General features: G+C 65.8%; 16 protein-coding genes. 6 read left to right on the forward strand and 10 right to left on the reverse strand.

What is annotated here, in order from left to right; all coding sequences use genetic code 11:
• Positions 1-114: 114 nt before the first annotated feature.
• The 3 genes from IVA88_RS30660 to IVA88_RS30670 all read right to left on the reverse strand — a co-directional run bounded on the left by IVA88_RS30660 (position 115) and on the right by IVA88_RS30670 (position 6,627).
• Positions 115-2,697, reverse strand: coding sequence for an EAL domain-containing protein (locus IVA88_RS30660; RefSeq protein WP_247500920.1), 2,583 nt, complete (start codon positions 2,695-2,697; stop codon positions 115-117).
• A gap of 151 nt (positions 2,698-2,848) precedes the next feature.
• Positions 2,849-4,141 (reverse strand): MFS transporter, encoded by a 1,293-nt coding sequence (locus tag IVA88_RS30665; RefSeq protein WP_247501230.1) that lies wholly within the window; start codon positions 4,139-4,141, stop codon positions 2,849-2,851.
• Positions 4,142-4,236: 95 nt separating this feature from the next.
• Positions 4,237-6,627 carry an EAL domain-containing protein gene (locus tag IVA88_RS30670; RefSeq protein ID WP_247500921.1) on the reverse strand — a complete coding sequence of 797 codons (2,391 nt, stop codon included), beginning with the start codon at positions 6,625-6,627 and terminating at the stop codon, positions 4,237-4,239.
• A gap of 326 nt (positions 6,628-6,953) precedes the next feature.
• Between IVA88_RS30670 and IVA88_RS30675 the strand changes: the two genes are divergently transcribed.
• Positions 6,954-8,120, forward strand: a complete 1,167-nt coding sequence (locus tag IVA88_RS30675) for an ABC transporter substrate-binding protein (protein ID WP_247500922.1) — start codon at positions 6,954-6,956, stop codon at positions 8,118-8,120.
• Between the two features lie 7 nt (positions 8,121-8,127).
• Here the strand turns inward: IVA88_RS30675 and IVA88_RS30680 are convergent, their stop codons facing one another.
• Genes IVA88_RS30680 through IVA88_RS30690 form a run of 3 tightly spaced genes read right to left on the reverse strand, consistent with a single transcriptional unit; the run spans position 8,128 to position 12,010 of the window.
• Positions 8,128-9,105, reverse strand: a complete 978-nt coding sequence (locus IVA88_RS30680) for an NAD(P)-dependent oxidoreductase (RefSeq protein WP_247500923.1) — start codon at positions 9,103-9,105, stop codon at positions 8,128-8,130.
• Between the two features lie 12 nt (positions 9,106-9,117).
• Positions 9,118-10,971 (reverse strand): TRAP transporter large permease subunit, encoded by a 1,854-nt coding sequence (locus tag IVA88_RS30685; protein ID WP_247500924.1) that lies wholly within the window; start codon positions 10,969-10,971, stop codon positions 9,118-9,120.
• Positions 10,972-10,978: 7 nt separating this feature from the next.
• Complete coding sequence (locus tag IVA88_RS30690; RefSeq protein ID WP_247500926.1) at positions 10,979-12,010, reverse strand: TRAP transporter substrate-binding protein; 1,032 nt, start codon at positions 12,008-12,010, stop codon at positions 10,979-10,981.
• Here IVA88_RS30690 and IVA88_RS30695 point away from each other — a divergent pair.
• The 3 genes from IVA88_RS30695 (at position 12,009) to IVA88_RS30705 (ending at position 15,791) form a co-directional block, all read left to right on the forward strand.
• The gene (locus IVA88_RS30695; protein ID WP_247500927.1) at positions 12,009-12,383 is read left to right on the forward strand and encodes a hypothetical protein; all 375 of its coding nucleotides are present in this window, start codon (positions 12,009-12,011) and stop codon (positions 12,381-12,383) included. The two genes, IVA88_RS30690 and IVA88_RS30695, sit on opposite strands and share 2 nt — an antisense overlap.
• Positions 12,384-12,426: 43 nt before the next feature.
• A complete protein-coding gene (locus IVA88_RS30700) occupies positions 12,427-13,914 on the forward strand; it encodes a caspase family protein (RefSeq protein ID WP_247500928.1) in 1,488 nt (495 codons plus the stop codon).
• A gap of 212 nt (positions 13,915-14,126) precedes the next feature.
• Positions 14,127-15,791: a SulP family inorganic anion transporter gene (locus tag IVA88_RS30705; RefSeq protein WP_247500929.1), complete on the forward strand. Its 1,665-nt coding sequence runs from the start codon at positions 14,127-14,129 to the stop codon at positions 15,789-15,791.
• A gap of 6 nt (positions 15,792-15,797) precedes the next feature.
• Here IVA88_RS30705 and IVA88_RS30710 read toward each other — a convergent pair whose 3' ends face one another.
• The 3 genes from IVA88_RS30710 to IVA88_RS30720 form a co-directional block, all read right to left on the reverse strand.
• The gene (locus IVA88_RS30710) at positions 15,798-16,160 is read right to left on the reverse strand and encodes a hypothetical protein (RefSeq protein ID WP_247501231.1); all 363 of its coding nucleotides are present in this window, start codon (positions 16,158-16,160) and stop codon (positions 15,798-15,800) included.
• A 121-nt stretch (positions 16,161-16,281) separates the two neighbouring features.
• A complete protein-coding gene (locus tag IVA88_RS30715; RefSeq protein ID WP_247500930.1) occupies positions 16,282-17,613 on the reverse strand; it encodes a Spy/CpxP family protein refolding chaperone in 1,332 nt (443 codons plus the stop codon).
• A gap of 103 nt (positions 17,614-17,716) precedes the next feature.
• Entirely contained in the window at positions 17,717-19,141 is a 1,425-nt protein-coding gene (locus IVA88_RS30720; RefSeq protein WP_247500931.1) for an FAD-linked oxidase C-terminal domain-containing protein, read from the reverse strand.
• A gap of 87 nt (positions 19,142-19,228) precedes the next feature.
• Between IVA88_RS30720 and IVA88_RS30725 the strand changes: the two genes are divergently transcribed.
• Complete coding sequence (locus IVA88_RS30725) at positions 19,229-19,744, forward strand: thioesterase family protein (protein ID WP_247500932.1); 516 nt, start codon at positions 19,229-19,231, stop codon at positions 19,742-19,744.
• Here IVA88_RS30725 and IVA88_RS30730 read toward each other — a convergent pair.
• A complete protein-coding gene (locus IVA88_RS30730; RefSeq protein ID WP_247500933.1) occupies positions 19,741-19,914 on the reverse strand; it encodes a DUF1328 domain-containing protein in 174 nt (57 codons plus the stop codon). The two genes, IVA88_RS30725 and IVA88_RS30730, sit on opposite strands and share 4 nt — an antisense overlap.
• A gap of 241 nt (positions 19,915-20,155) precedes the next feature.
• On the opposite strand from IVA88_RS30730, the gene IVA88_RS30735 reads away from it, so the two are divergent.
• Positions 20,156-22,765 carry a UvrD-helicase domain-containing protein gene (locus tag IVA88_RS30735; RefSeq protein WP_247500934.1) on the forward strand — a complete coding sequence of 870 codons (2,610 nt, stop codon included), beginning with the start codon at positions 20,156-20,158 and terminating at the stop codon, positions 22,763-22,765.
• The last annotated feature ends 33 nt before the right edge of the window (positions 22,766-22,798 follow it).

The following is a 22,798-nucleotide window of genomic DNA, read 5'->3' on the forward strand; positions in this document are numbered from 1 at the left end:
AATTGAACGCGCGTTACGCCCGGCCTCGGCCCACCAATCGTTGCAAGCAGGATGTCGCGCCGATCCTAGATCAAGCCGCCGCACGATACAGCCAGCCAGCAGTAGGCGCGTCGGCTAAGCCGATCGCTTCACCGCAACCACGCCGGCCGGCGTGACATCCAGCCGGGCCAGCATCGTCCGCGCCTGCTCGGCGCAGTGCTCGATCAACCAGCGCTCGAAGGCGGCGGGCGCGAGCGCGGGTGCGTAGAGGAAGCCTTGCACGACGTCGCAGCCGAGCTCGGCCAGCACCTTGCGCTGCGCCTCGGTCTCGACGCCTTCGCCGACCACGGTCATGCCGAGGCCCTGCCCGACACGCACCACGGCGGTAGCGATCGCGAGCGCGCCGGCGTCACGCTCGATGTCGCGCATGAAACTGCGGTCGATCTTGAGCTCGTGGATCGGCAGATGGGCGAGCCGGCTGAGGCTGGAATAGCCGGTGCCGAAATCATCCACGGAAAGCCCGACGCCGAGCTCCCGGATCGCGTTCATCGTCTCGAGCGCGGCGACGCTGTCCTGCATGAACGCGCCCTCGGTGATCTCGAGCATCAGCGCATCCGCCGGCAGATCGTATTCGGTGAGGATGTCCTTGAGCCGCGCGGCCAGCGTGACGTTGCGGAAATTGATCGGCGACAGGTTCACCGACACGCAGGGAATGTTGAGCCCGGCGCGGCGCCAGCTCGCCATCTGCCGGCAGGCCTCGCGCACCGACCACAGGCCGATCTGCTCGATCAGGCCGCACTCTTCGGCGAGCGGGATGAATTTTGCCGGCGAGACGTCGCCGAGCTCGGCATCGTGCCATCGCGCCAGCGCCTCGACGCCATGGATCGCGCCGTCGCAGCTGCGGATCTGCGGCTGATAACTGAGGGTCAGCTCGCCGTCGGCGATGGCGCGGCGCAGCGCCGCGATCAATGCCAGCCGCTGCTCGGTAAGCCCGTTCATCTCGGCGCTGAACAGGCGATGGGTCGAGCGTCCGGCCTGCTTGGCCATGTACATGGCCGCGTCCGCCTGCTGCATCAAGGTGTCGATGTCGGTGGCATGATCGGGATAGAGGCTGACGCCGATGCTCGCCGACATCTGCAGCTGCCTGGAGCCAAGCCGCAGCGGCGCGGCCAGCGCTTCGGTGAGTCCGGCCGCGACGCGCTCGGCACTCTCGGCGTTGCGCTGCGGCAGCAGGATCACAAATTCGTCGCCGCCGAGCCGTCCCAGCATGTCCTCGGGACCGATCTGCTCGCGCAGGCGTTGCGCGAGCTGGATCAGGAGCTCGTCGCCGGCGGCATGACCGAATGTATCGTTGACGTCCTTGAAATGATCCACGTCGAGGAAGGCCAGCGCGACGTGGCTGCCGGTCGGGCAAGCATCGATGGCGGTGGTGATCAGCCGCCGCAATTGTGCGCGGTTCGGTAGGCCGGTGAGGATATCGTGATAGGCGAGCCGCGCGATCTCGGCGCGCGCTTCCTTGCGCTCGATCGCGAAGGCGCCGAGAGCGACGCAGGCCTCGACGATGCGGCGGTGCCAATTGCTCGGCGCGCGCGGTTCCCGGTAGTAGAAGGCGAAGGTGGCGATGACCCTTCCGTCCTTGGCCTTGACCGGGGTCGACCAGCATGCGCGCAGCCCAATCGCGAGTGGCATCGCCTTGTAGGGCTGCCAGCGCGGATCAGTCTCCAGATCGGTCGCCAGCACCGGCTCGCCGTAGAAGGCCGCGGTTCCGCAACTGCCGACATTAGGGCCGATGGCAACGCCGTCCAGCGCGCGGGAATAGTCCTCGGGCAGGCTTGGGCCGCCGAGCGGATGGATGACGCCGGCAGCGTCGACGTGTAGCAGCGAACAGACCACGTCCGGCGCGATCTGCTCGACGCGGCGGCACAGCCGGTCGGCGATCTCGCCAATCGGAACCTCGTCGGCGAGCGCACTCGTGATGAGTTGCTGGAGCGAGCGCAGCTGCTTGGTCTCGGTAACGTCTTCGAGCAGCGCGAAGATATGTTTGACTCGGCCCTTCCTGTCGCGGAAGGCATCGATGCGGGCGCAGACCCAGATCTCCTCACCGTCCTTGTCATAGGTGAGTATCTCGACCTCGCCGCGGTGGCCGCCACGTATCAGGCGCTTGACGAGCTTCGCGACGGCCTTGCGATCGGTGTGGCGGCCGGCGATCAGCCTCCTCGCACGGCGGCCCTCGGCCTCCTCGCTGGTGTAGCCGAACAGCGTCGTGAAGGCGGAATTGACGTAGACGATGTTCTGGTCCGTGTCCGTGATGAGAACCGCGCGGTTGGTCTGGTCGGAGACGGCGTGGAGAAGCCCGATCCTGACGCGGCGCTCGGCCTCGGCGGTGACGTCGCGCGCAAACACGATGTGATGGGCAGCGCCGCCACTTGCAACGCTTGAAAGCGAGATGGCCGCCCGGATCCGGCTGCCGTCGCGTCGCACGAGGCTGATCTCGTCACGGAATTCCGCAACCGGATCGGCCCGAAGGCATTTGAGACTGAGAATTTCGGAATCGCGGCCGAGCACTTCAGCGCGGGCGAGTTTCCAGATGCGCTCTGCACCGGCATTGAAATGCGTGATGCGATGCGCGCTGTCGACGACAACGATCGCCTCGTCGGCGCGTTCGAGCGCGGCCAACAGCACTTCCGGAGTTTCTGTCATGGCATCGGAGGCAGACATCGCTAGACCCGGAGGCATCGGAGATACGGCAATGAACGCTAGCGCCGCGATGGTGTCCAAGACGTTTTCGCAATCTCCCCGATACACCGGCAAGACGCGGCATGCTTAACGTTCTGCCAAAAGCGCGACGGTAAGTCAGTGCATACGGAACCTATTCGGCACCGGTTCCGCCCTGGAGCTTGCCGGCTACCGCGCGGACCTTGCGCGGCGCAGCTTGCCAGATCGAGAGCGCCGACAATCCGCTCACGGCGATGGCAATGCCAAAGGCGAGCGTGTAGTTGCCGGCTCGATCATACAGCAAGCCGGTGACCCAGGGACCGGCGGCGCCGCCGGCCAATGCCGCCAGCATGATCGTGCCGAAAATGCTGCCCTGGTGCCTGCCCTGAAAAATCTCGAACACCACCGCGCCCATGATCGAGGTGAGGCCGTAGCCGAGCGCGCCTTGCGTGAACACCATGAGGTAGACCAGCCACAATGACGGCTGGAATTTCAGTGCCATCAGCGCCGCGAAAGAGATCGCAAAACCCGCGCAGCTGATCGCCCACACCCATTCCCGCCCGATCCGGTCGGAGACATGGCCAAGCAGGATCTGGCCGGGAATGCCGAGCAGGCTGACGATGCCAAGGGCCCACACCGCGACGTTCGCACTGAAGCCGATGTCGAGCAGGAATTTGGTCTGGTGCACCTGCACCGCATACCAGACGTACAGGCCGCAGAAATAGCCGAGCGCGATCCACCAGAACCGCGCCGTAGCGACGGCGCGCCGAAGCGTCCAGTCGGTGCCAACCCAGTCGGGATCGACGATATTGGAGACAGGCTTTGCGGCACCCGCGGCCGGCGCGGCATCGCCGTCCGGCCGGAGGCCGATATCCTCGGGGCGCCGATGCAGGAACAGATTGATCGGCGCCAGCACGATCAGGATCATTAGCCCCATCGCGGTGCAGGCGGTGCGCCAGCCGGTTTGTTCGATCATGTGCTGCACCCATGGCAGCAGCGTCACCGAGCCGATGCCGACGCCGGCGAAGGCGACGCCGATCGCGAAGCCGCGCTTGCGGATGAACCAGTTCGGCAGGAACAGCGACTGGCCGGAATAGCCGAGACACACCGAGCCGGCGCCGACCATGACGCCGATGGTCACGTAGAGATGCCAGGGCTGGCTCGTGAGCGGCGCAAGCAGCAGCCCGCCGCCCATCAGAACCACGCCGAGCTCCATCACCGCACGCGGGCCGGCGCGATCCATCAGCCGGCCGATCAGCGGGCTAACCATGCCCGATACCACGAAACCGAAGGAAAAGGCGCCCGCGGTGATGCCGCGCTCCCAGCCGAATTCGGAGATGATGGGAGGAAAGAACAGCGAGAAGGCGGTGCGCGCGTTGACGCCGATGGCCATGGTGACGAAGGTCACCGCGACCACGACCCAGCCGTAGAAGAACGGAAGCCGCATTGTGTGTTTCATCCCCGGACGGTCCTTCCGACCATCCGGGACTGCCCGGGTCAAGCGCTTTTCGCGCATGCCCCTTCAGCGATGCTTGCGCGCGCTCAGGCGGCGTCGCGCTGGGACGGTTTGATCGGCGCGTCGACCAAAATCCGGTCGATGGGCTGCGGGCGGCCGAACAGATAGCCTTGCGCGAAATTGACGCCGAGCGCCTTCAGCCGCTCGTATTCCTCGCGGGTCTCGACGCCCTCGGCGGTGACCGACATGTCGAGCCCGCGCGCCAGCGTCACGATCGAGGAGATGATGGCGGAGCTGCGCGGCTGATGCGTGAGGTTGCGGATGAACGATTTGTCGATCTTGATCTTGTCGAACGGGAACGCGGTCAGATAGCTGAGCGACGAATAGCCGGTACCGAAATCGTCGAGTGCGAGCGCGATGCCGATACTCTTCAGCCGCCCCATGAAGGCGTGGTTCTCCACGCCGCGTTCCAGCAGCACGGATTCCGTGATCTCGATCTCCAGCCGCTGCGGCGGCAGCCCGGAATCGGCGAGCGCCGCGCTGATCATCTCGAACAGCTCGGCCTCCTTGAACTGGATCGGCGACAGGTTGACCGCGACCGCGAGGTCGGAGGGCCAGCCGGCCGCGTCCGCGCAAGCGCGCCGCAGCACGAATTCGCCGAGCGGCACGATCAGTCCGGTTTCCTCGGCAAGCGGAATGAACTGGTCCGGCGGAATCAATCCGCGGCTCGGGTGGCGCCAGCGCACCAACGCCTCGAAGCCGCGCCGCGCGCCACTGATGGCGTCGACGAATGGCTGGTAGTGCACCTCGAGCTGACATCGCGCGATGGCGTCGCGCAAATCGCCTTCCAGCATGCTGCGCGCCTCGAGTTCGGCCGACATCGCCTGGTCATAGATGGTGAAGCAGTTGCGACCCGCCGATTTCGAGCGGTAGAGCGCAAGGTCGGCCTTCTTCAGGAGCTGCTCCTGATCGCCGCCGTGATCGGGCGCGATCGCGATGCCGATGCTGGTACCGATCTCGACGCGGTGTCCGGGAAGAAGGAACGGCTCGGCTACGAGCTTGGCGATCCGCCCCGCCAGTTCGGTCGAGCAGACGCGCTGATCCTCACAGGCTTCCTGGATGATGGCGAATTCGTCACCGCCGAGCCGGGCCAGCACGTCGTTGGCGCGCAGGGCGGCTTTCAGCCGCTGCGCGACCTGACGCAGCAGCGCATCGCCGGCACCGTGACCGAGGGAGTCGTTGACGTTCTTGAAGCGGTCGAGGTCGAGCATCAGAATCGAGAAGGCCGGGCCGCCGTCGTTCAACTGACCATTGAGTTCGTCGAGCCGGGCGAGGAAGAAGGCCCGGTTCGGCAGTCCGGTCAGGATGTCGGTCTGGGCGAGTTCGAGCACCCGCCGGTTCGCCAGCGACAGCCGCTGCGAATTGCGGCTCGCGAGCATGAGATAGATCGAAAGCGACAGCGTCAGCAGCATGCCGACGGTCAGCACCGCGCCCGCGCGATCGTACGTCGTCTCCAGCGGACCGCCGGCAGTTGGAACCGCGCGCACCTGCCAATCGGTGTCGCCGATCCTGAGATTGCCCGACCAGTGAAGGGCCCGCGCGACGTCCCGCATCGACTGCGGCGCCGTGGCGGCCGACGAATAATCCGGTAGCATTTCGTCCAGGCCGACGATCTGCCCGGTGAACGGCGGATAGACGTTCACGCTCACCGCGGGGCTTGCCTTGGTGGTCACGCGAATGGACTGGATCAGCAGCGGGAGGTCGAACACCCCAACGACGAAACCGGCGAGATTGCGACGCCGGTCCACGGCCGTGTCGCGCGACGTTCCCTTGGCGTAGACGGGAATCGCGACGAGGACGTCAGGCAGCCGGCCGCCCTCCTTCGGCTCGTAGAGGCGGGTGCGAATGGCCGCGATCTGGTCGCTGTCGCGCGCGCGCTCAAGGACCGCGCGGCGCTCCGGAACGCTCGCGTAGTCCATGCCGTAGACCGAAGACGTCTTCGGCTGGGTCGAGTAGAACACCGGAAAATATTCGCCGCTCTGCGGCGCGGTCGCGAACGCATCACCCTGGAGCGACTTAATGCGATAGCCGGACACGCCGTCCGTGATCGCCGCGGCCTCGTATTCGGCGCGCTCCTTGCGATTCACGCGCGGCACCCAGGCGATACGCAGCATGCCGGGATGGCGCTCGAACAGGCGGGCGCTGAAGGTCTCGAATTCGCTGCGGGTGATCTCATGATTGGTCGATTCGAACAGCGTGCGCAGCGCGACGAGCCTGGAGATGTACTCGCCCATGCCGTTCTGCATCACGATGGCTTCGGTCTCGGCCGCGTTCTCGAACTCGATCTTGTTGACGCGGTCTTCCCATCGCGCCACGGCGGCCGCACCCACGACCGAGAACAGAAGACCGACGCCGACCGCGACGAGCGCAGGGCGATAGAGCCCGAGCAGCGGCGCGGCACGCCACCATCGGCTCATACGCCCCCGATCCTGATCGTTCTGATCCCGACCGCCCATCCTGATCCCCAAGTCCCCCATCACGCGGCGGCCCGAACTTCTGGTTGAGCCACCGGAACCACTATCGGTCGGGGATCGCGGTTAAGAACTGCACAATTTTGGAACTGGGGCGTTCCGCATCACGCGATTTAGTTAACGATTGACCCGGCAAGCTGCGACGGTCTGGCAGTAACTTGCCGATTTTCCCCGGTGTCTTACGGAGCGTCGACGCTGCGCCGGTTAGCGACCTGTTCAGGGCGCAAGACCTATCGTTTCCACAACGCGTCCAGCATCCGGCAAGCTTCCTCATGACACGATCTCGATCCGCGACATTCCTCGCCTTGACCATCGCATGGCTGACTGCCGCGATGCTCCCGGCGAAAGGCGACGAGATCGGCATCAGCGAGGATGCGATCCTGTTCGGCCAGGCCGCCGCGCTCGAGGGCCCCTCCTCCGCACTCGGACAGCGGATGCGGCAGGGCATCGTTGCAGCCTTCACCGAGATCAATTCCAGGGGCGGCGTTCACGGCCGCAAGCTCCAGCTCGTCAGCCGCGACGACGGCTACGACCCCGACCGCTCGGTGGCGCAGACGTTGCGGCTGATCGAGGACGACAAGGTGTTCGCATTGATCGGTGCGGTGGGCACGCCGACCGCATTGGCGACGATACCGATCACCAGCGCCAGGAACGTGCCTTTTATTGGTCCGTTGAGCGGCGCCGAATTTTTGCGCGACCTCGAGCTTGCGAACGTGGTCAACATCCGTGCGAGCTATGGCGCGGAGGCCGAGACGTGGATCAAGCACCTCACGGAGGACCGCCAGTTCACCCGCATCGCCATTTTCTACCAGGACGATTCCTTCGGGCGCGACGGTCTTTCTGGCGTGAAACGCGCACTTGCCAGGCGCGGCCTCGAGCTCGCCGCCGAAGGCACCTTCGAGCGCAACACCCGCGCGGTCGCTTCGGCCTGGCGGACGATCAAACGCGCCGAACCCGAGGCAATCGTCATGGTCGGGACCTACGGTCCCTGCGCGGAGTTCATCAAGCTGGCGCGCCGCAGCGGCGCTCGTCCGACCTTCGTCAACGTCTCCTTCGTCGGCGCCGTTGCGCTCGCCAGGGAGCTCGGCCCCGAGGGCGAAGGCGTCATCGTCTCGCAGGTCGTGCCGTTTCCCTGGGACCGCTCGCTCAAACTGGTCGCCGACTACCAGGCGGCGCAGACGGCGTTCGACCCGACCCTGACACCGGACTTCGTGTCATTCGAAGGCTACCTCTCCGGCCGCCTTGCGGCCGCGGCCCTGGAACAGGCGGGACCGCAACCGACGCGCGCGAGCTTGCTGCGCACCATCAACGATGTCGGCCGCTTCGACATCAGCGGCAGCACCATCACCGTCGGCATGCGCATGATTGACGCGCCGCCGAAGGTATTTTTGACGGTGATCCAGAAGGACGGGACGTTCAAAGCGGTCGACCGGCTTTAGAGCCGGATCAGGGACGACGCGTCCAGCGGTCGGCGTTGACGGCACCTTGCGGGATCTCGCCCTTCACGATCGCTTCGACCTGGCGCACAGTTTCCAGCGACTGATACTCGATTGCCTGCGGCGTCAGGCCGCCGACATGCGGCGTCGCGATGACGTTGGGGAGTTTTGCCAGTTCCGGGGTCGGCATCTGGTCAGCTGCACGGCCGACATCCATCGCCGCACCGGCGATGCGGCCCTCCAGCAGCGCCTTCGCAAGCGCCGCCTCGTCGACCAGGTTGCCGCGCGAGAGATTGACGAAGACGGCGTGCCTTTGCATGCGCGCCAGCGCCGCCTCCCCGATCAGGCTCTCGGTCGCTTCATTCGCAACCGCAAGGCAAACGACATAGTCCGACGCGGCAAGGAGATCGCCGAGACCGACGTGGCGGATCGCAGCATCGCTGACGGTCGCGAAGGGATCGGACACTAGCACCTCCATGCGCAGCACTTTTGCGACCTCGGCGAGGTAACGCCCGATGCTGCCATAGCCAATGATGCCGATTTTGCTTCCGGCGAGCTGGCGGCCCATCCGCGCTTCCGGCTTGCGGCCGGCCTGGTAGTCGGCCGTCGCCCGGGATACGCCGCGGGAGAGATCGACCATGAATCCGAGCGCGAGCTCGGCCACCGCCTGCACGAAGCCGGGCCCGGCGCGGGTCACGAGCACGCCGGCGATCGAGGCGGCCTCGACATCGACGTTACGGATGTCGACGGCGCAACGGACGAAAGCGCGCAGCCGCGGCAGTTGCGCAAAGATCTCGCCGCGCCCCTCGGTCATGCGATCTGCGACGATGATGTCGGCATCTTTCGCAGCACTCACGAGGCCGGCGGCGTCCAGCGTATCATCGCTCTCGTGCAGGACCACCTCGGCGGTGGCGCGCAGGCCGTTCAGGCTGCGATCGCCGTAATAATTGCGGCGCATCTCCGGCGTGTGGGCCAGCAGGACTTTCACGGCAACACTCCCTCAATAGCCAAACGCGCGCGGCAATGCCGTGCTCAGCCATGGCACGAACGCGATCACGAGCAGGCAAAGGAACAACAGGCCGAGATAGCCCATGATCGGCTTCACTGTCTGCTCGATCGGGACGTTGCCGATCAGGCAGGCGCCGTAGAGCCCGAGCCCGAGCGGCGGCGCGAACAGGCCGATGCCCATCGCGATCACGAGAACGACGCCGAAATGCAGGGGATCGACGCCGAGCTGCACCGCCACCGGCATCAGCAGTGGCCCGAAAATGATCAGCGCGGCCGCCCCTTCCAGCACCGAGCCCATCACGATCAGCACGGCGATCGCGAGCAGCATGAACAGCCAGACGCCTGAGGTCTTGGACAATCCCAGCATGAAATCGCCGACAGCATGCGGCACCTGCTGCAAGGTCAGCGTGAACGCCAACGACTGCGCGGCGGCGACGATGAACAGCACGAGCCCGGATCGCGTGGCCGCCTGCACGAAACTGTGCGCGGCCGATTTGAAGCCGAGCTCGCGGAACACGACACTGCCGACGACGAGCGCGTAAGCCACGGCGAAGGCCGAAATCTCGGTCGCTGTGGCAAAGCCGCTCTTGAAACCGAAGAAGATCATGAAGATCAGGCCGAACGAGGCGATCGCGCCGCTCCACAGACCCGACACCGGCATCTGCGGCGCGACGTCCTCCTTATCCGCTGGCCTCTTGCCGAAGATGATGGAGACAGCGATCAGGACGAGCGCCATCAGTGCGGCCGGCAACAGCCCTGCGACGAACAGGCCGCCGATCGACAGGTTCGCCACGAAGCCAAGGATGATCAGGTTGATGCAGGGCGGAATGGTTTCCGCCATCACGGCGGATGCGGCGAGCAGTGCCACCGCGCCGCCCGGATTTTGCTTCGAGCGGCGCGCAGCCGGGATCAGCACGGAGCCGACGGCCGCGACGTCGGCCATCTTCGAACCGGAGATGCCGGAGAACAGCACCATCGATGCCACCATCACGACGTTGAGGCCGCCGCGCATACGCCCGACCCCACGCTGCAACAGCTCGATCAGCCGCACCGACATGCCGTTGGCTTCCATGAGGTAGCCGACGAGGATGAAAAAGGGAATCGCGAGCAGCACGAAATTGTCGATGCCGCGCGCCATCTGCTGGGCGAAGATCACGCCGGGCAACGCGCCCTCGACCCAGATGAAGATCAGCGCGGCCAGGGCCAGCGCAAAGCCGATCGGCAAGCCGCCGACCAACGTCGCGAAGAAACCGATCAGCATCAGCGTGCCCGCCGACGGCACCGTGGCGGGCGACAGATAATCCCAGGCGAGATAGAGGCCGGTCACGACGGCAATCGCGACGAGGCCCCTGACGATCTCGGGGAGCGGCCGCGCGCAGAGCTGGTCGATCGCGAACACCGCCATGAACAGCGCGCCGACGCCCATCGGGTAGAAGGTCAGCTCCAGCGGCAGGCCCGATCCGGTGGTCTGGCCCGCAGTCAGCGAACCCAGCTTGATCGCGTTGTAGGCGACGTAGCCGGAGATCAGCACGACGAGCACGGCACTCGCGGCGTCGACCAGCGCGCGCAGCCGTACCGGAGCCAGATCGCGGAAGAAGGAGACGCCGACATTCTCGCCGCGCGCGAGCGCGCTCGCCGCGCCGAAGAAGGCCGAGCCGACCATCAGGCCGCGCGCGACGTCGTCCGACCATTCGACCGGCGCGTTGAAGCAGAAGCGCAGCAGCACGGAACCGCAGACGACCACGAGATCGGCGGCCAGAAGAATGGCCGCGACCCCGTCGCTGAGGCGAAGCAGCAGGGCGATGCTCCCGTGGCGGCCGCCCGAGAGAGATACGGCAGCTGTCATGGCCACGTCAGGCCTGCGTGGCGCGGATGATGTCGATGACTGCCTTGGAGTCCGGCCGCGCCTTGATGAAGTTCTCGTGCTGCGGCGCGACACGCTTCTTGAACGCCTCGCGGTCGCATTCGGCGACCGTCACGCCCTTCTCGGTCAAGGCCGTCAGCGCCTCCTTCTCGACCGCGAGCCCATGGGTACGCGTGTCGGATGCGGCCTTCTTCGCGGCATCGAGAAATCCGTCGCGCAGCTTCGGATCCATGCGGTTGTAGGTCATGTCGCTGAAATAGATCGCAAGCGGGGAGAAATTGTGCTGCGTCAGCGCATAGAATTTTGCCGTTTCGAAGAACTTGCTGGCCAGGATCGTCGGCGGATCATGCTCCAGCCCGTCCAGCACGCCGGCCTGCAATGCCGTATAGATTTCGCCGAACGCCAGCGGCGTCGCGGCGGCCCCCATCAGGCGCAGGCATTCCGTGATGACGGGATTGGGCAGGGTGCGGATCTTCAGACCGGCGAGATCTTCCGGCGTCTTCACCGGCTTCTTCGCGAACACGCTACGTGAGCCGAAATTATAGGCCCAGGCAATGATGCGGATGTTGCTGCCCTTGAGCAGCGCGTTCTCGATCGGCTTGGCGGCGCCGGCGTCGAACGCCTTGGTCTGCTGCGGGAAACTCGAGAACAGAAAACCGAGGTCGTAGGTGCCGACCAGCGGCACCAGATTGGCCGAGATCGACGAGCCCGACACCATGAGATCGATGACGCCGAGCTTCACCGAGTTGATGACATCGATTTCCTGCCCCAACTGGTTGTCGGGAAAGAAGGCGACCTCGACCTGCTCGCCGAGACCGTTCGCCTTCAGGTTCTTCACGAGGTTGTCGTAGTAGACGCGGCCGTTGGCGAATTTGGGATCGTTCGGCAGCGAGGAGGAGCATTTCAGCTTCAGCGTCGCGGCCTCTGCGCGGCCAATGAGTGCGGGGGAGAACACGAGGCCGGCGGCAAGTCCCGTCGACGACTTGATGAACGCGCGACGGTTCACGGGCACGATGGACATGATGCGGTCTCTCCCCAATTATTATTTTTCGCGCCGCGGTCGTTGCCGCAGCCCGTTGCGCGGACTGTATGGCCAAAGCGACGGCGCAGGCAAGGCTTGCGGCCGCCTGCTGCAAAGCGGCGCCCTGCGACAATCGACGGCATCAGCGCGCGGGAAATTTGCGGGATTTCCCGATCAGATCTGCATGGTCCTCGATCTGCGAGAGGATGCTTCGCCCGGCATCAGCGATCAATCCAATTGGCGCATGGATCAATGCACTATTCACATGGATGGCGCCAGAACGATGCTGCACCAGCTCGGGCAGACCTCCTGCCCCTTTTTGCCGCAGCTCAACGTGATCCAGTGCACAGACGGAGGCATGGCGGCCACCTAGAAAAGGTGACATCATCGCGCGCATTGCCGATGGAGGTGACACCATGCGCCGTCCAGTCCTTCGCAATTTGTTTCTTGCATCCAGTCTTCTCGCGCTCACGCAATTGACGACGCCGACGGAGGCCGCGGCCGAAGCGCGGCTCGCGCTGGTGATCGGTCAATCGGCCTATCGCACCGTGCCGGAACTGCCCAACGCCGCCAACGACGCCAAGGGCATGACGGAGCTGCTCGGCAATGCCGGCTTCACCGTCACCACGGCATCCAATCTGGCGCAGAACGATATGCGTCAGGCGATCTCGGATTTCGCCGGCAAGGTCAGCGCCAGCGGCGCCGACACCGTCGCGCTGGTGTTCTACGCCGGACACGGCCTCCAGATCGACGGCGAGAACTATCTCGTTCCCGTCGATCTCGACCCCAAGCGCGAAGCCGACATTCCGCTGCAGGGTGTGCGGCTCAACGATCTGCTCAACACGCTCGGCGCGCTACCGACGCGTGCGCGCATCTTCATGCTCGATGCCTGCCGCAACAACCCGTTCCCGGCCCTCAGCGGCGCCGGACACGGGCTTGCGATCGTCGACACCAAGGCCGGCGCGCCGGGCTCCTTCATTTCCTATTCGACCTCGCCGGGCTCCGAAGCCGAGGATGGCTCCGGCATCGACAGCCCCTACACCACCGCGGCGCTGACCGTCGTCAAGCAGCCCAATCTGCCGATCGAGGAAGTGTTCAAGCGCATTCGCGTCGCCGTGGCGCAATCGACGGACGGACGGCAGATTCCCTGGGAAAGCTCGTCACTGACGACCGACTTCAAGTTCTTCGGCGGCGACAGCAGCGGCGGTCAGCCTGCGCTTCCTGGCGCATCCTCCATGGCGCTTGCGAGCGGCACGCGCAGCCTTGAGGACTGGCGCAAGGATTTGCAGGGCAAGCCGGCGATGGTTGCCTATGAGATCGTGATCACCGACGACACCGTGCCGGCGTATCAGGCCTATATCGAGTTGTACGCTCAGGATACCCGTACGCCGCGCCTGCGCACGATTTTGGAGCGCCGGCGCCAGATGCTGGCGTGGGAGCGCGCCACCGCGATCAACACCCGCGCCTCGTTCGAGGCTTATCTGGCGAACTGGGACAACAGCGATCTGGCCGCGACCGCACGCAGGCTGCTGCTCCGCGTGCAGAACCGCAACTACGTCTTGCCTGCTGTGGTCGCGGCCGCTCCTGCCCCGGTCGCCGTCGCGATGGCGCCGACCTGCCCGTGCTCGACGCCCTCGACACCGGCAACGCCGATCAACCCGACGATCGCGCCTGTGATCAAGAAGCGCGTCGACGACACCCCGCCGAAGCGCAAGGTGGTCGAGACGCCGCCAAAGCCGCGCCGGCCGCCGCCTGATGAAGTGATCTACGAGCGCGCGCCGCCGCCGGATCGCGGCCCGCCGCCCGGCGCCATCATGCAAGGCATCGGAATTGGTGTCGGGATCGGCATGGGTATGGGCGGCGGCCGCGGCGGCGATTATCACAACGACCGCGGCCGGTACTGAGACGACCTCCTGCAATACGGAGGACAGGTCTGTCCTCCGTCATTACGAGCGAAGCGAAGCAATCATCCAGAGTCTTTCTGCGGAGAGATCCTGGATTGCTTCACTGCGCTCGCAATGACGACGGATGGAGATAAACTGCGTCTGCTGCTTCCCGATACGGAAATGCTGTAGTCTAACCGACTGACGCCAGGCTTTCCGGGGACTCCACATCAATGCCGCACGACTCTCACGCCCGCGCTTGGCCGCTATTCCGGTCGCTGGCGTCCTATTCACTCCCGAGCGATTTGATGGCCGGGCTGACGCTGGCGGCAATTGCGATTCCCGAACAGATGGCGACGGCGCGGCTCGGCGGCTTCGCGCCGCAGATCGGCTTCTTCGCCTTCATGGCGGGATCGCTCGGCTTTGCGATGCTCGGCGGCAACCGCTTCCTGTCCTGCGGCGCCGATTCGACGATCACCCCGATCTTCGCCGGCGGACTGGCGGCGCTGGCCGCTGCCGGCTCACCGGACTATCAGGGCCTCGCGATTGCGCTGGCACTGATGGTCGGCGCAATGATGCTGGCCGGCGGCGCCTTCCGCCTCGGCGGCATCGCCAATCTCCTGTCCGTGCCCGTCATGATCGGCTTCCTCGCCGGCATCTCCGTCCACATCATCGTGTCGCAACTGCCGGGCGTGCTGGGTCTGGAATCGCCGAGCGGGCCGACGCTCGATCGCATCGGCGTGCTCGCAAGCGAGCTCGGCCGCAGCAATCCCTTCACGTTATGTATCGGCTTCGGTGTGCTGGCCGTGGTCTTCGTCGCCGAGAAAGTCAGCGCAAAACTTCCAGGCGCGCTGATCGGGCTCGTCGCAGCGACCCTGGCCACGATTGCGCTCGGCCTCGAGAGTAAGGGCGTCAACGTCGTCGGCGCCGTGCCGGGGACGCTGCCGCGCCCGACCTTCCCCGAGCTTGCACCGGAGCAATGGGTCCGCCTCGTGCCGCTCGCCTTCGTGATCACGGTCGTGGTGATGGTGCAGACCGCGGCGACGACGCGCTCGTTCCCGTCCGATCCCGACAAGCCGGCCGATGTCGATCGCGATTTCCTCGGCGCGGGCGCCGGCAGCGTGCTGTCGGGCCTGTTCGGTGCGTTTCCGGTCAATGCCAGCCCGCCGCGGACGGGCATCGTCGCCGAGACCGGCGGGCAGTCGCAACTCGCGGGCCTCGCCGCGGCCGCAATCGTGCTGGCGCTGCTCGCGTTTGGAACGGGGTTGCTGCAGCACGTTCCGGACGCCGCGCTTGGCGGCATCCTGCTGTTCGTCGCGCTGCGCATCATCCGCGTGAAGCAGATCGTCACGATCTATCGCCAATCCCCAAGCGAATTCCTGCTGATCGTCGCCACCGCCGCGCTGATCATCGTGCTGCCGATCCAGCAGGGTGCGTTCCTCGGCATCGTGCTGTCGCTGCTGCACGGCATCTGGAGCACGACGCGCGCTCGGCTGGTCGAGTTCGAGCGCGTGCCGGGCACCACGATCTGGTGGCCGGCACATCCGCACATCGCCGGCGAGCGCATTGCCGGCGTCGCCGTGATCGGGCTGCAGGCGCCGCTGTCCTTCCTCAACGCGCCCGGCTTTCGCAGCGACGTGACCAAGGTGCTCGGCGCGACGCCTCCGCAGCTGCTGGTGCTGGAGGCGAGCGGCATGGTCGAGATCGACTTTACCGCCGCGCAGATCCTGCTCGACGTGTTCAGGGCGTGCAGCGAACAGGGCGTCACGGTCGCGCTGGCCCGGCTGGAATCGGTGCGCGCACAGGACGCGTTCGAGCGGTTCAGACTGTTCGAGGCGCTGCCCCGGGAGCACGTCTTCCACAGCGTCGACGAAGCCGTGCGCAAGCTGGCCAGATAAATCTACTCACGACGCCAGCGCCGGGTGATCGCGCTGTATCGTTTCGCGGACCCAGCTGGCATGGATCGCGCGAAACAGGATCTGCGCGGTCTTGAGGTCGTTCGCCTTCATGCAGAGATCGACGATGCGACGGACCGCGTCGTCGCGCATCAATCCATCCGAGATCCTCATCGCGATTTCCATCGCGACTTTCGCCGCCCGCTCATAGCGCTCGCTGTCGCGCTTGTCGTCGCGCGCAGAGCCAGCCGCGCTCGCCGCAGCGGCGTCACAGATCGCGCGGATGCGCTCGGCCGCCTCGATGTCGCCGAGCGGCCGCTCGACCGCTTCGTCCCAGATGTCCTGTCGCGTCCTGCGCGCGAACCACTTCATCGCCCCGCCACCCGTGGTCTTCCAGCCGCCGCGTCGTCGCGCTTCAACCGCGTCCAGCATAGAGAACCGTGGTGAGATCGGCGAGACGGTTTTTTCCGCCAGACTTCGCGGCGCGCGACGTTCAGGACGTCCGACGTGGCCCGATCGCCTCGAACTGCGCCTTCTGCTCGTCGTTCAGCGTGGCGTAGAAATCTTCGAGCGCAGCGCGCACCGATTTGACGCCATCGAGCATCACGTCGAGCCGCTTGCGGACCGCGGCCATTCGTGCCGGCGGCGTCATCACGTCGTTGGGCTGGCAAGCCGCCTTGAGCGATGCGCTGACCCTGGCGCTGGTATCCTGGAGCACCTGCAGCGCGGCGCGCTGGGTCCCGTCGGGATGAAGCCTCGCCTCGATGTCGGCGCCGGGCCAATCGAGTGCAGCAGACGCTCCGCAGTTCTGGACCAGCGATCCACCGGCATTGTTGGAAGCTGTCCCGCGACGCTGATCCTCGGCCAGCGCATTGAAGCGCGCCTTCTGCTCGTCGGTGAGCGAGCCATAGAATCTATCCAGTGCGGGCTGAACGAGATCGACGGCTCTCTCCATCGCCTCGATGCGCTGCTGCATGGCCGCCAGCCGACCAGGCGCCGTAGCCGCGACCTGCGCCGGACAGGACGCGCGGATCATCTCCGCCGCCTGGATCGAGGCATTGCCGAGATCGTCAAGGCTTGCACCTTGCGCGTCGGTCGGCTGCACGACGGCCGCGATCTGGTCGATCGGCAGACCGACGATTTCGCGGCGGTCGCTGCCGCAAAGCTGATCGAGCGCAACGCCTCGCGCTTGCCGTCGTCCCTGCGGACGTTGCGGCAGATAGGCCGAGAGACGGTCATAGCCATAGGGCCCGAAGATACCGGCATAGATGTCCGGATAGCCGTAGCCCCAGAAGCCGACGCCGTCGCCCCAGATTGCATAGTCGTAGAGGTCGTTATAGGCGAACGGCCAGAACAGCGGTCCGACCCAGCCATAGCCGCCCCCCGCATGCTGCCACCATCCGCTGCTTGCGCCATGCCAGCCGGCGAGTGCGGCAGCGGCTGCGATCTGGGCCCGCGCCGCCGGATTGCTGATCAGACGGCCGTTGCGCAAGGCACCGGAGTGCGCGTTGAGCGCATTGCGGAAGTTCGCGGGACGGACGGCCGCATTCCGGATCTGACCGAAGTTTGGGCCGCCATGTCGGGCTACGGTTGAGAACCGCATCCGGCCATGATGCCCGCCGACACCATGCGCGTGCCCGAATCCGTGACCACCGAAATGGCCGCCGCCATGATGACCACCGCCATGGTGACCACCTCCATGATGACCACCGCCATGACCGCCTCCGTGCCCGCCGCCATGGCCGCCACCGCCCTTGCCCAGAGCCGCGCTGGCCAGCATGCAGGCCAGCGCCATCACGGCAATTCCAATGACCGGTCGCAACATGGCATCCTCCCGCAGAGCCGCGCCATTGAGGCGTCGGAAGTCTACGGGAATTGGAACCGGCGCGGCTGCGGAAAGTTCCGCCACCGCGACGCGGCAAGCCGCGCTACGCCTCCGGTACGATCTTGCCGGGATTGAAGATGTTTTGGGGATCGAGCGCTTTCTTCAGCGCCCGCATCGCATCAAGCGCTTCGGGGCCGAGTTCCGCCGCAAGATATTTCTGCTTGCCCTGGCCGATGCCGTGCTCGCCGGTGCAGGTGCCGTCCATCGTCTGCGCGCGCTCGACCAGACGATGCATGAACTCTTCGCCGCGCGCCATCTCATCGGAATCGTTGGTGTCGCAGACCAGCGAGCAGTGGAAATTGCCGTCGCCGACATGGCCGACGATCGGCGACAACAGATTGAGCCGCTTGAGATCTTCCTCGGTCTCGTTGACGCAATCGGCAAGCCGCGAGATCGGCACGCAGACGTCGGTCGCGACCACGCCGATGCTGTCGCCGGGCCGCAGCGCTTTCACCGACCAATAGGCGTCGTGCCGCGCCTGCCACAGCTTTGTGCGATCCTCCGGCTTGGTGGTCCAGGAGAAATCGCCGCCGCCGAATTCCCCGGCGATCTCGGCGAAGGCCTTGGACTGCTCGGCGACCTCGATCTCGCTGCCATGGAATTCCATCAGCAGCAGCGGTGTCTCCGGCAGCGTCAACTTCGAATAGGCGTTGCAGGCCCGCACCTGGGCCGCGTTGAGCAACTCGATGCGCGCCACGGGAATGCCGGTCTGGATCGCCAGGATCACGGCCTGACAGGCCCCATGCACAGTTTCGAACGACACCGCTCCGGCCGCGATCGTATCGGGGATGCCGCGCAGGCGGATGGTCAGTTCCGAGATGATGCCGAGCGTGCCTTCGGCGCCGACGAACAGATGCGTCAGGTCGTAGCCGGCGGATGATTTCTTCGCGCGCGTGCCGGTCGTGATGATCTCGCCGTCGCCGCGCACCACTTTCAGCGCCAGCACAGAGTCGCGCATGGTGCCGTAGCGCACCGCGTTGGTGCCGGAGGCGCGCGTCGAGGCCATACCGCCAAGGGAAGCATCCGCGCCGGGGTCGATCGGAAAGAACAGGCCCTGGTCGCGCAGATGCTCGTTGAGCGCCTTGCGGGTGACTCCCGGCTGGATGACACAGTCGAGGTCCTCGGCATGCACCGCGAGCACCTTGTTCATGTCGCGCAGGTCGATGGAGATGCCGCCGGCGGGTGCGTTGACCTGGCCCTCGAGCGAGGTGCCGGTGCCGAAGGCGATGACGGGCACGCCGTTTTTCGCGCAGATGCGCACCACATCCTGGATGTCGGCGGTCTCCTGCGCCATCACCACGCCATCCGGCGGCTGGTTCACGATCCATGTGGTGGTATGGCCGTGCTGCTCGCGGACGGCCTGCGAGGTGATGAGGCGGTTGCCGAACCGCGCGGCAAGCTGCTCCAGCGCGCTTGCGAGGGCTTTCGGCTCCGGCCGCGGCGGATTATTTGTGATGATCGTACCCACGGACGTTCCTCCCGACGAGACGAACCGTGGCAAAGGACATCTGACCGGTCAAGTCAAGCGACCGGGCGCATAGCTGGGGAAGGAAACATGCCGAAGACTACCGCCACAGCGACCGAGGCCGCGCCGTTCCGCTCGTCGATCATGCAGATCGAGCCGCAATGGATCGACTACAACGGCCACCTCAACATGGCCTATTACAACGTCATGTTCGACCGCGCGATCGACCAGATGTGGCTGACGCTCGGGATCGGGCCTGGCTACATGAAGGAGCGAGGCGGCTCGACCTTCACTGCCGAATGCCACGTGAGGTATTTGCGCGAAATACACCTCGGCGATCCCGTGCAGGTCTCGGTCTGGCTGCTGGAAGCCGACGACAAGCGGCTGCACACGTTCCAGGAGTTGCGACACGCCGCCGAGGGCTGGCTGTCCGCCACGTCGGAAAACATGTCGCTTCACATCGACATGAACTCACGAAAGGTGGCGGCCTTTCCACCGGACATAAGCGAGCGCATTGCGGCGGTGGTCAAGGCCCACAGCGCCATGCCGCGGCCCGTGGGCATCGGCCGGAGCGTGGCGATGCCCACGAAGCGGTCAGCGCGCTAAATCCTGGTGCGGCCGCGGGCCAGTCCAACCACGGCCGAGACCAGGAACAGCACGACCGCGATGAAGAAGATGATCTTGGCGATTTCGATCGACGCGCCGGCGAGGCCGCCAAAGCCCAGGATACCGGCGATCAGGGCGATAACCAGAAACGTCACAACCCAGCTAAGCATGATCCGAACCTCCGTTTCGATGTCTGTCTGCGATCGGCGCGGCTGACGCGCCTCACTTGCAGAACCAATCTCCAGCTCGGAACGTTGGTTCCGGGCCGCTGAAGCCGGAAATTCGCTTGGCCGACAGGAACAAATTGGCTGTCCGCGCACGTGGAAAACCCCTCGCGGCCGCCCCATATAGGGACCGATCCCTGTTAAGAAGGCTCCCCTTCCACCACCCCGCGGTGCCATCGTGGGGCCAATGATTCGCATGACCGAGCCGAGCAAGATCACGTCCCAGAGCGTCCCCGACCACCAGCCCGCAGCCGGCGGCATCGCCGCGCGCGCCCGCGCCTCGGTGGGCCCGCAATACCTGTCCGGGCTCAATCCGGAGCAGCGCGAGGCTGTGGAGACGCTGGACGGCCCGGTTCTGGTGCTGGCCGGCGCCGGCACCGGCAAGACCCGCGTGCTGACCACGCGCATCGCCCATATCCTGAGCCAGGGCCGGGCCCGCCCCGCCGAAATCCTGTCGGTGACCTTCACCAACAAGGCTGCCCGCGAAATGAAGCACCGGCTCGGCCAGATGCTCGGCCATGCCGTCGAAGGCATGCCGTGGCTCGGCACCTTCCACTCCATCGGCGGGCGCATCCTGCGCACCCATGCCGAACTGGCGCAGCTCAAGTCGAACTTCACCGTGCTCGATGTCGACGATCAGGTCCGGCTGCTGAAGCAGCTCCTGCAAGCCGACAATATCGATGACAAGCGCTGGCCCGCGCGCATGCTGGCCGGCCTGATCGACGGCTGGAAGAACCGCGGCCTGACGCCGTCGCAGGTGCCGTCAGGCGAAGCCGCAGTGTTCGCCAACGGCAAGGGCGGCAAGCTCTATGCGAGCTACCAGGAGCGGCTGAAGATCCTGAACGCCGCCGATTTCGGCGATCTGCTGCTCGAGGACATCCGCATCTTCCGCGAGCACCCGGATATCCTGCGGCAGTACCAGCAGCGCTTCAAGTTCATCCTGGTCGACGAGTATCAAGACACCAACGTCGCGCAGTATCTGTGGCTGCGGCTGCTGTCGCAGGCGCCGGCGGCGGCCTCCTTCGCCTCTCCCCGCTTGCGGGGAGAGGCCGACGCGCAACGCGCGGCGGGTGAGGGGGATTCTCCGAGCACCGAGCTCGTGGAGGCAGCCCCTCACCCCGACCCACTCCCCGTAACGGACGGGGAGAGGGAGAAGGCGCACGTCAAAAACATCTGCTGCGTCGGCGACGACGACCAGTCGATCTATGGCTGGCGCGGCGCGGAGGTCGACAACATCCTGCGCTTCGACCATGATTTCCCCGGCGCGAAGGTCATCCGCCTCGAGCGCAACTACCGTTCGACCGGCCACATCCTCGCGGCCGCCTCGCACCTGATCGCGCACAACGAAGGCCGGCTCGGCAAGACGCTGCGCACCGAGGACCATGACGGCGAGAAGGTCACGGTAACAGGCTCGTGGGATTCGGAAGAGGAAGCCCGCGGCATCGGCGAGGAGATCGAGCAGATCCAGCGCCAGGGCGAGAAGCTCAACGAGATCGCGATCCTGGTGCGCGCCTCCTATCAGATGCGCGAGTTCGAGGACCGCTTCGTCACACTCGGCCTGCCCTATCGCGTCATCGGCGGCCCGCGCTTCTATGAGCGCGCCGAAATCCGCGATGCGCTGGCCTATCTGCGCGTGATCAATTCGCCGGCCGACGACCTCGCCTTCGAGCGCATCGTCAACACGCCCAAGCGCGGCCTGGGCGATGCCACGGTGCAGATGCTGCACGACCACGCCCGCAAGCGCCGCATTCCGCTGTTCGAGGCGGCGCGCGCGGTGGTCGAGACCGACGAGCTGAAGCCGAAGGCGCGCGGAAGCTTGCGCGACGTCGTCGCCCAGTTCGACCGCTGGCGCGCCCAGCGCGAGGTCACCGCGCATACTGATCTGGCCCAGATCGTGCTCGACGAGAGCGGCTACACCGAGATGTGGCAGAAGGACCGTTCGGCGGACGCCGCGGGCCGGCTCGAAAACCTCAAGGAGCTGGTGCGCTCGATGGAGGAGTTCGAGAACCTGCAAGGGTTTTTGGAGCACATCTCGCTGGTGATGGACCGCGACAGCGGCGCGGACGACGATGCGGTGTCGCTGATGACGCTGCATTCGGCCAAGGGCCTGGAATTCGACAACGTGTTCCTGCCCGGCTGGGAGGAAGGCCTGTTTCCGAGCCAGCGCACGCTGGACGAACAGGGCCGCGCCGGCCTCGAGGAAGAGCGCCGGCTCGGCCATGTCGGCATTACCCGCGCCCGCCGGCGCGCCAAGATCTATTTTGCGACCAACCGCCGGATCCATGGCACCTGGTCGACCACGATCCCGTCGCGCTTCCTCGACGAACTGCCGGCGGCCAATGTCGAGATCACGGAATCCAAGGGCGGCTCGGCCTGGGGCGGCACCGGCGGCTACGGCGCCTCCCGCTTCGACGACATGGAAGCGTTCGGCTCCACCTATTCGACCCCGGGCTGGCAGCGCGCCCAGGCCAATCGCAATCGGGGCCAAGCGAATGGCCAAGGCCGCAATGGCGGCGGCCAAGGCAGCTTCGAGGAACAGGCCTCGTCGTTCTCGTCCCAGTCGTCCTCGCCCGATTTCGGCAGCTTCTCCTCGCGCCGCCGCGGCCCGATGACGATCGAGGGCGAGCTCGTGGCCAAATCCACCGGCACGACCTCGGAATTCTCCCTCTCCGAGCGCGTCTTCCACCAGAAATTCGGCTACGGCCACGTCACCAAGATCGACGGCAACAAGCTCACCATCCATTTCGACAAGGCCGGCGAGAAGAAGGTCGTGGACAGTTTTGTGCAGCGGGCGTGAGCGATTGCGGCGCGCTCACTAATGCTAGTTGGC

Source organism: Bradyrhizobium sp. 149, assembly GCF_023073915.1.
In the GTDB taxonomy this organism is placed as follows: Bacteria; Pseudomonadota; Alphaproteobacteria; order Rhizobiales; family Xanthobacteraceae; genus Bradyrhizobium.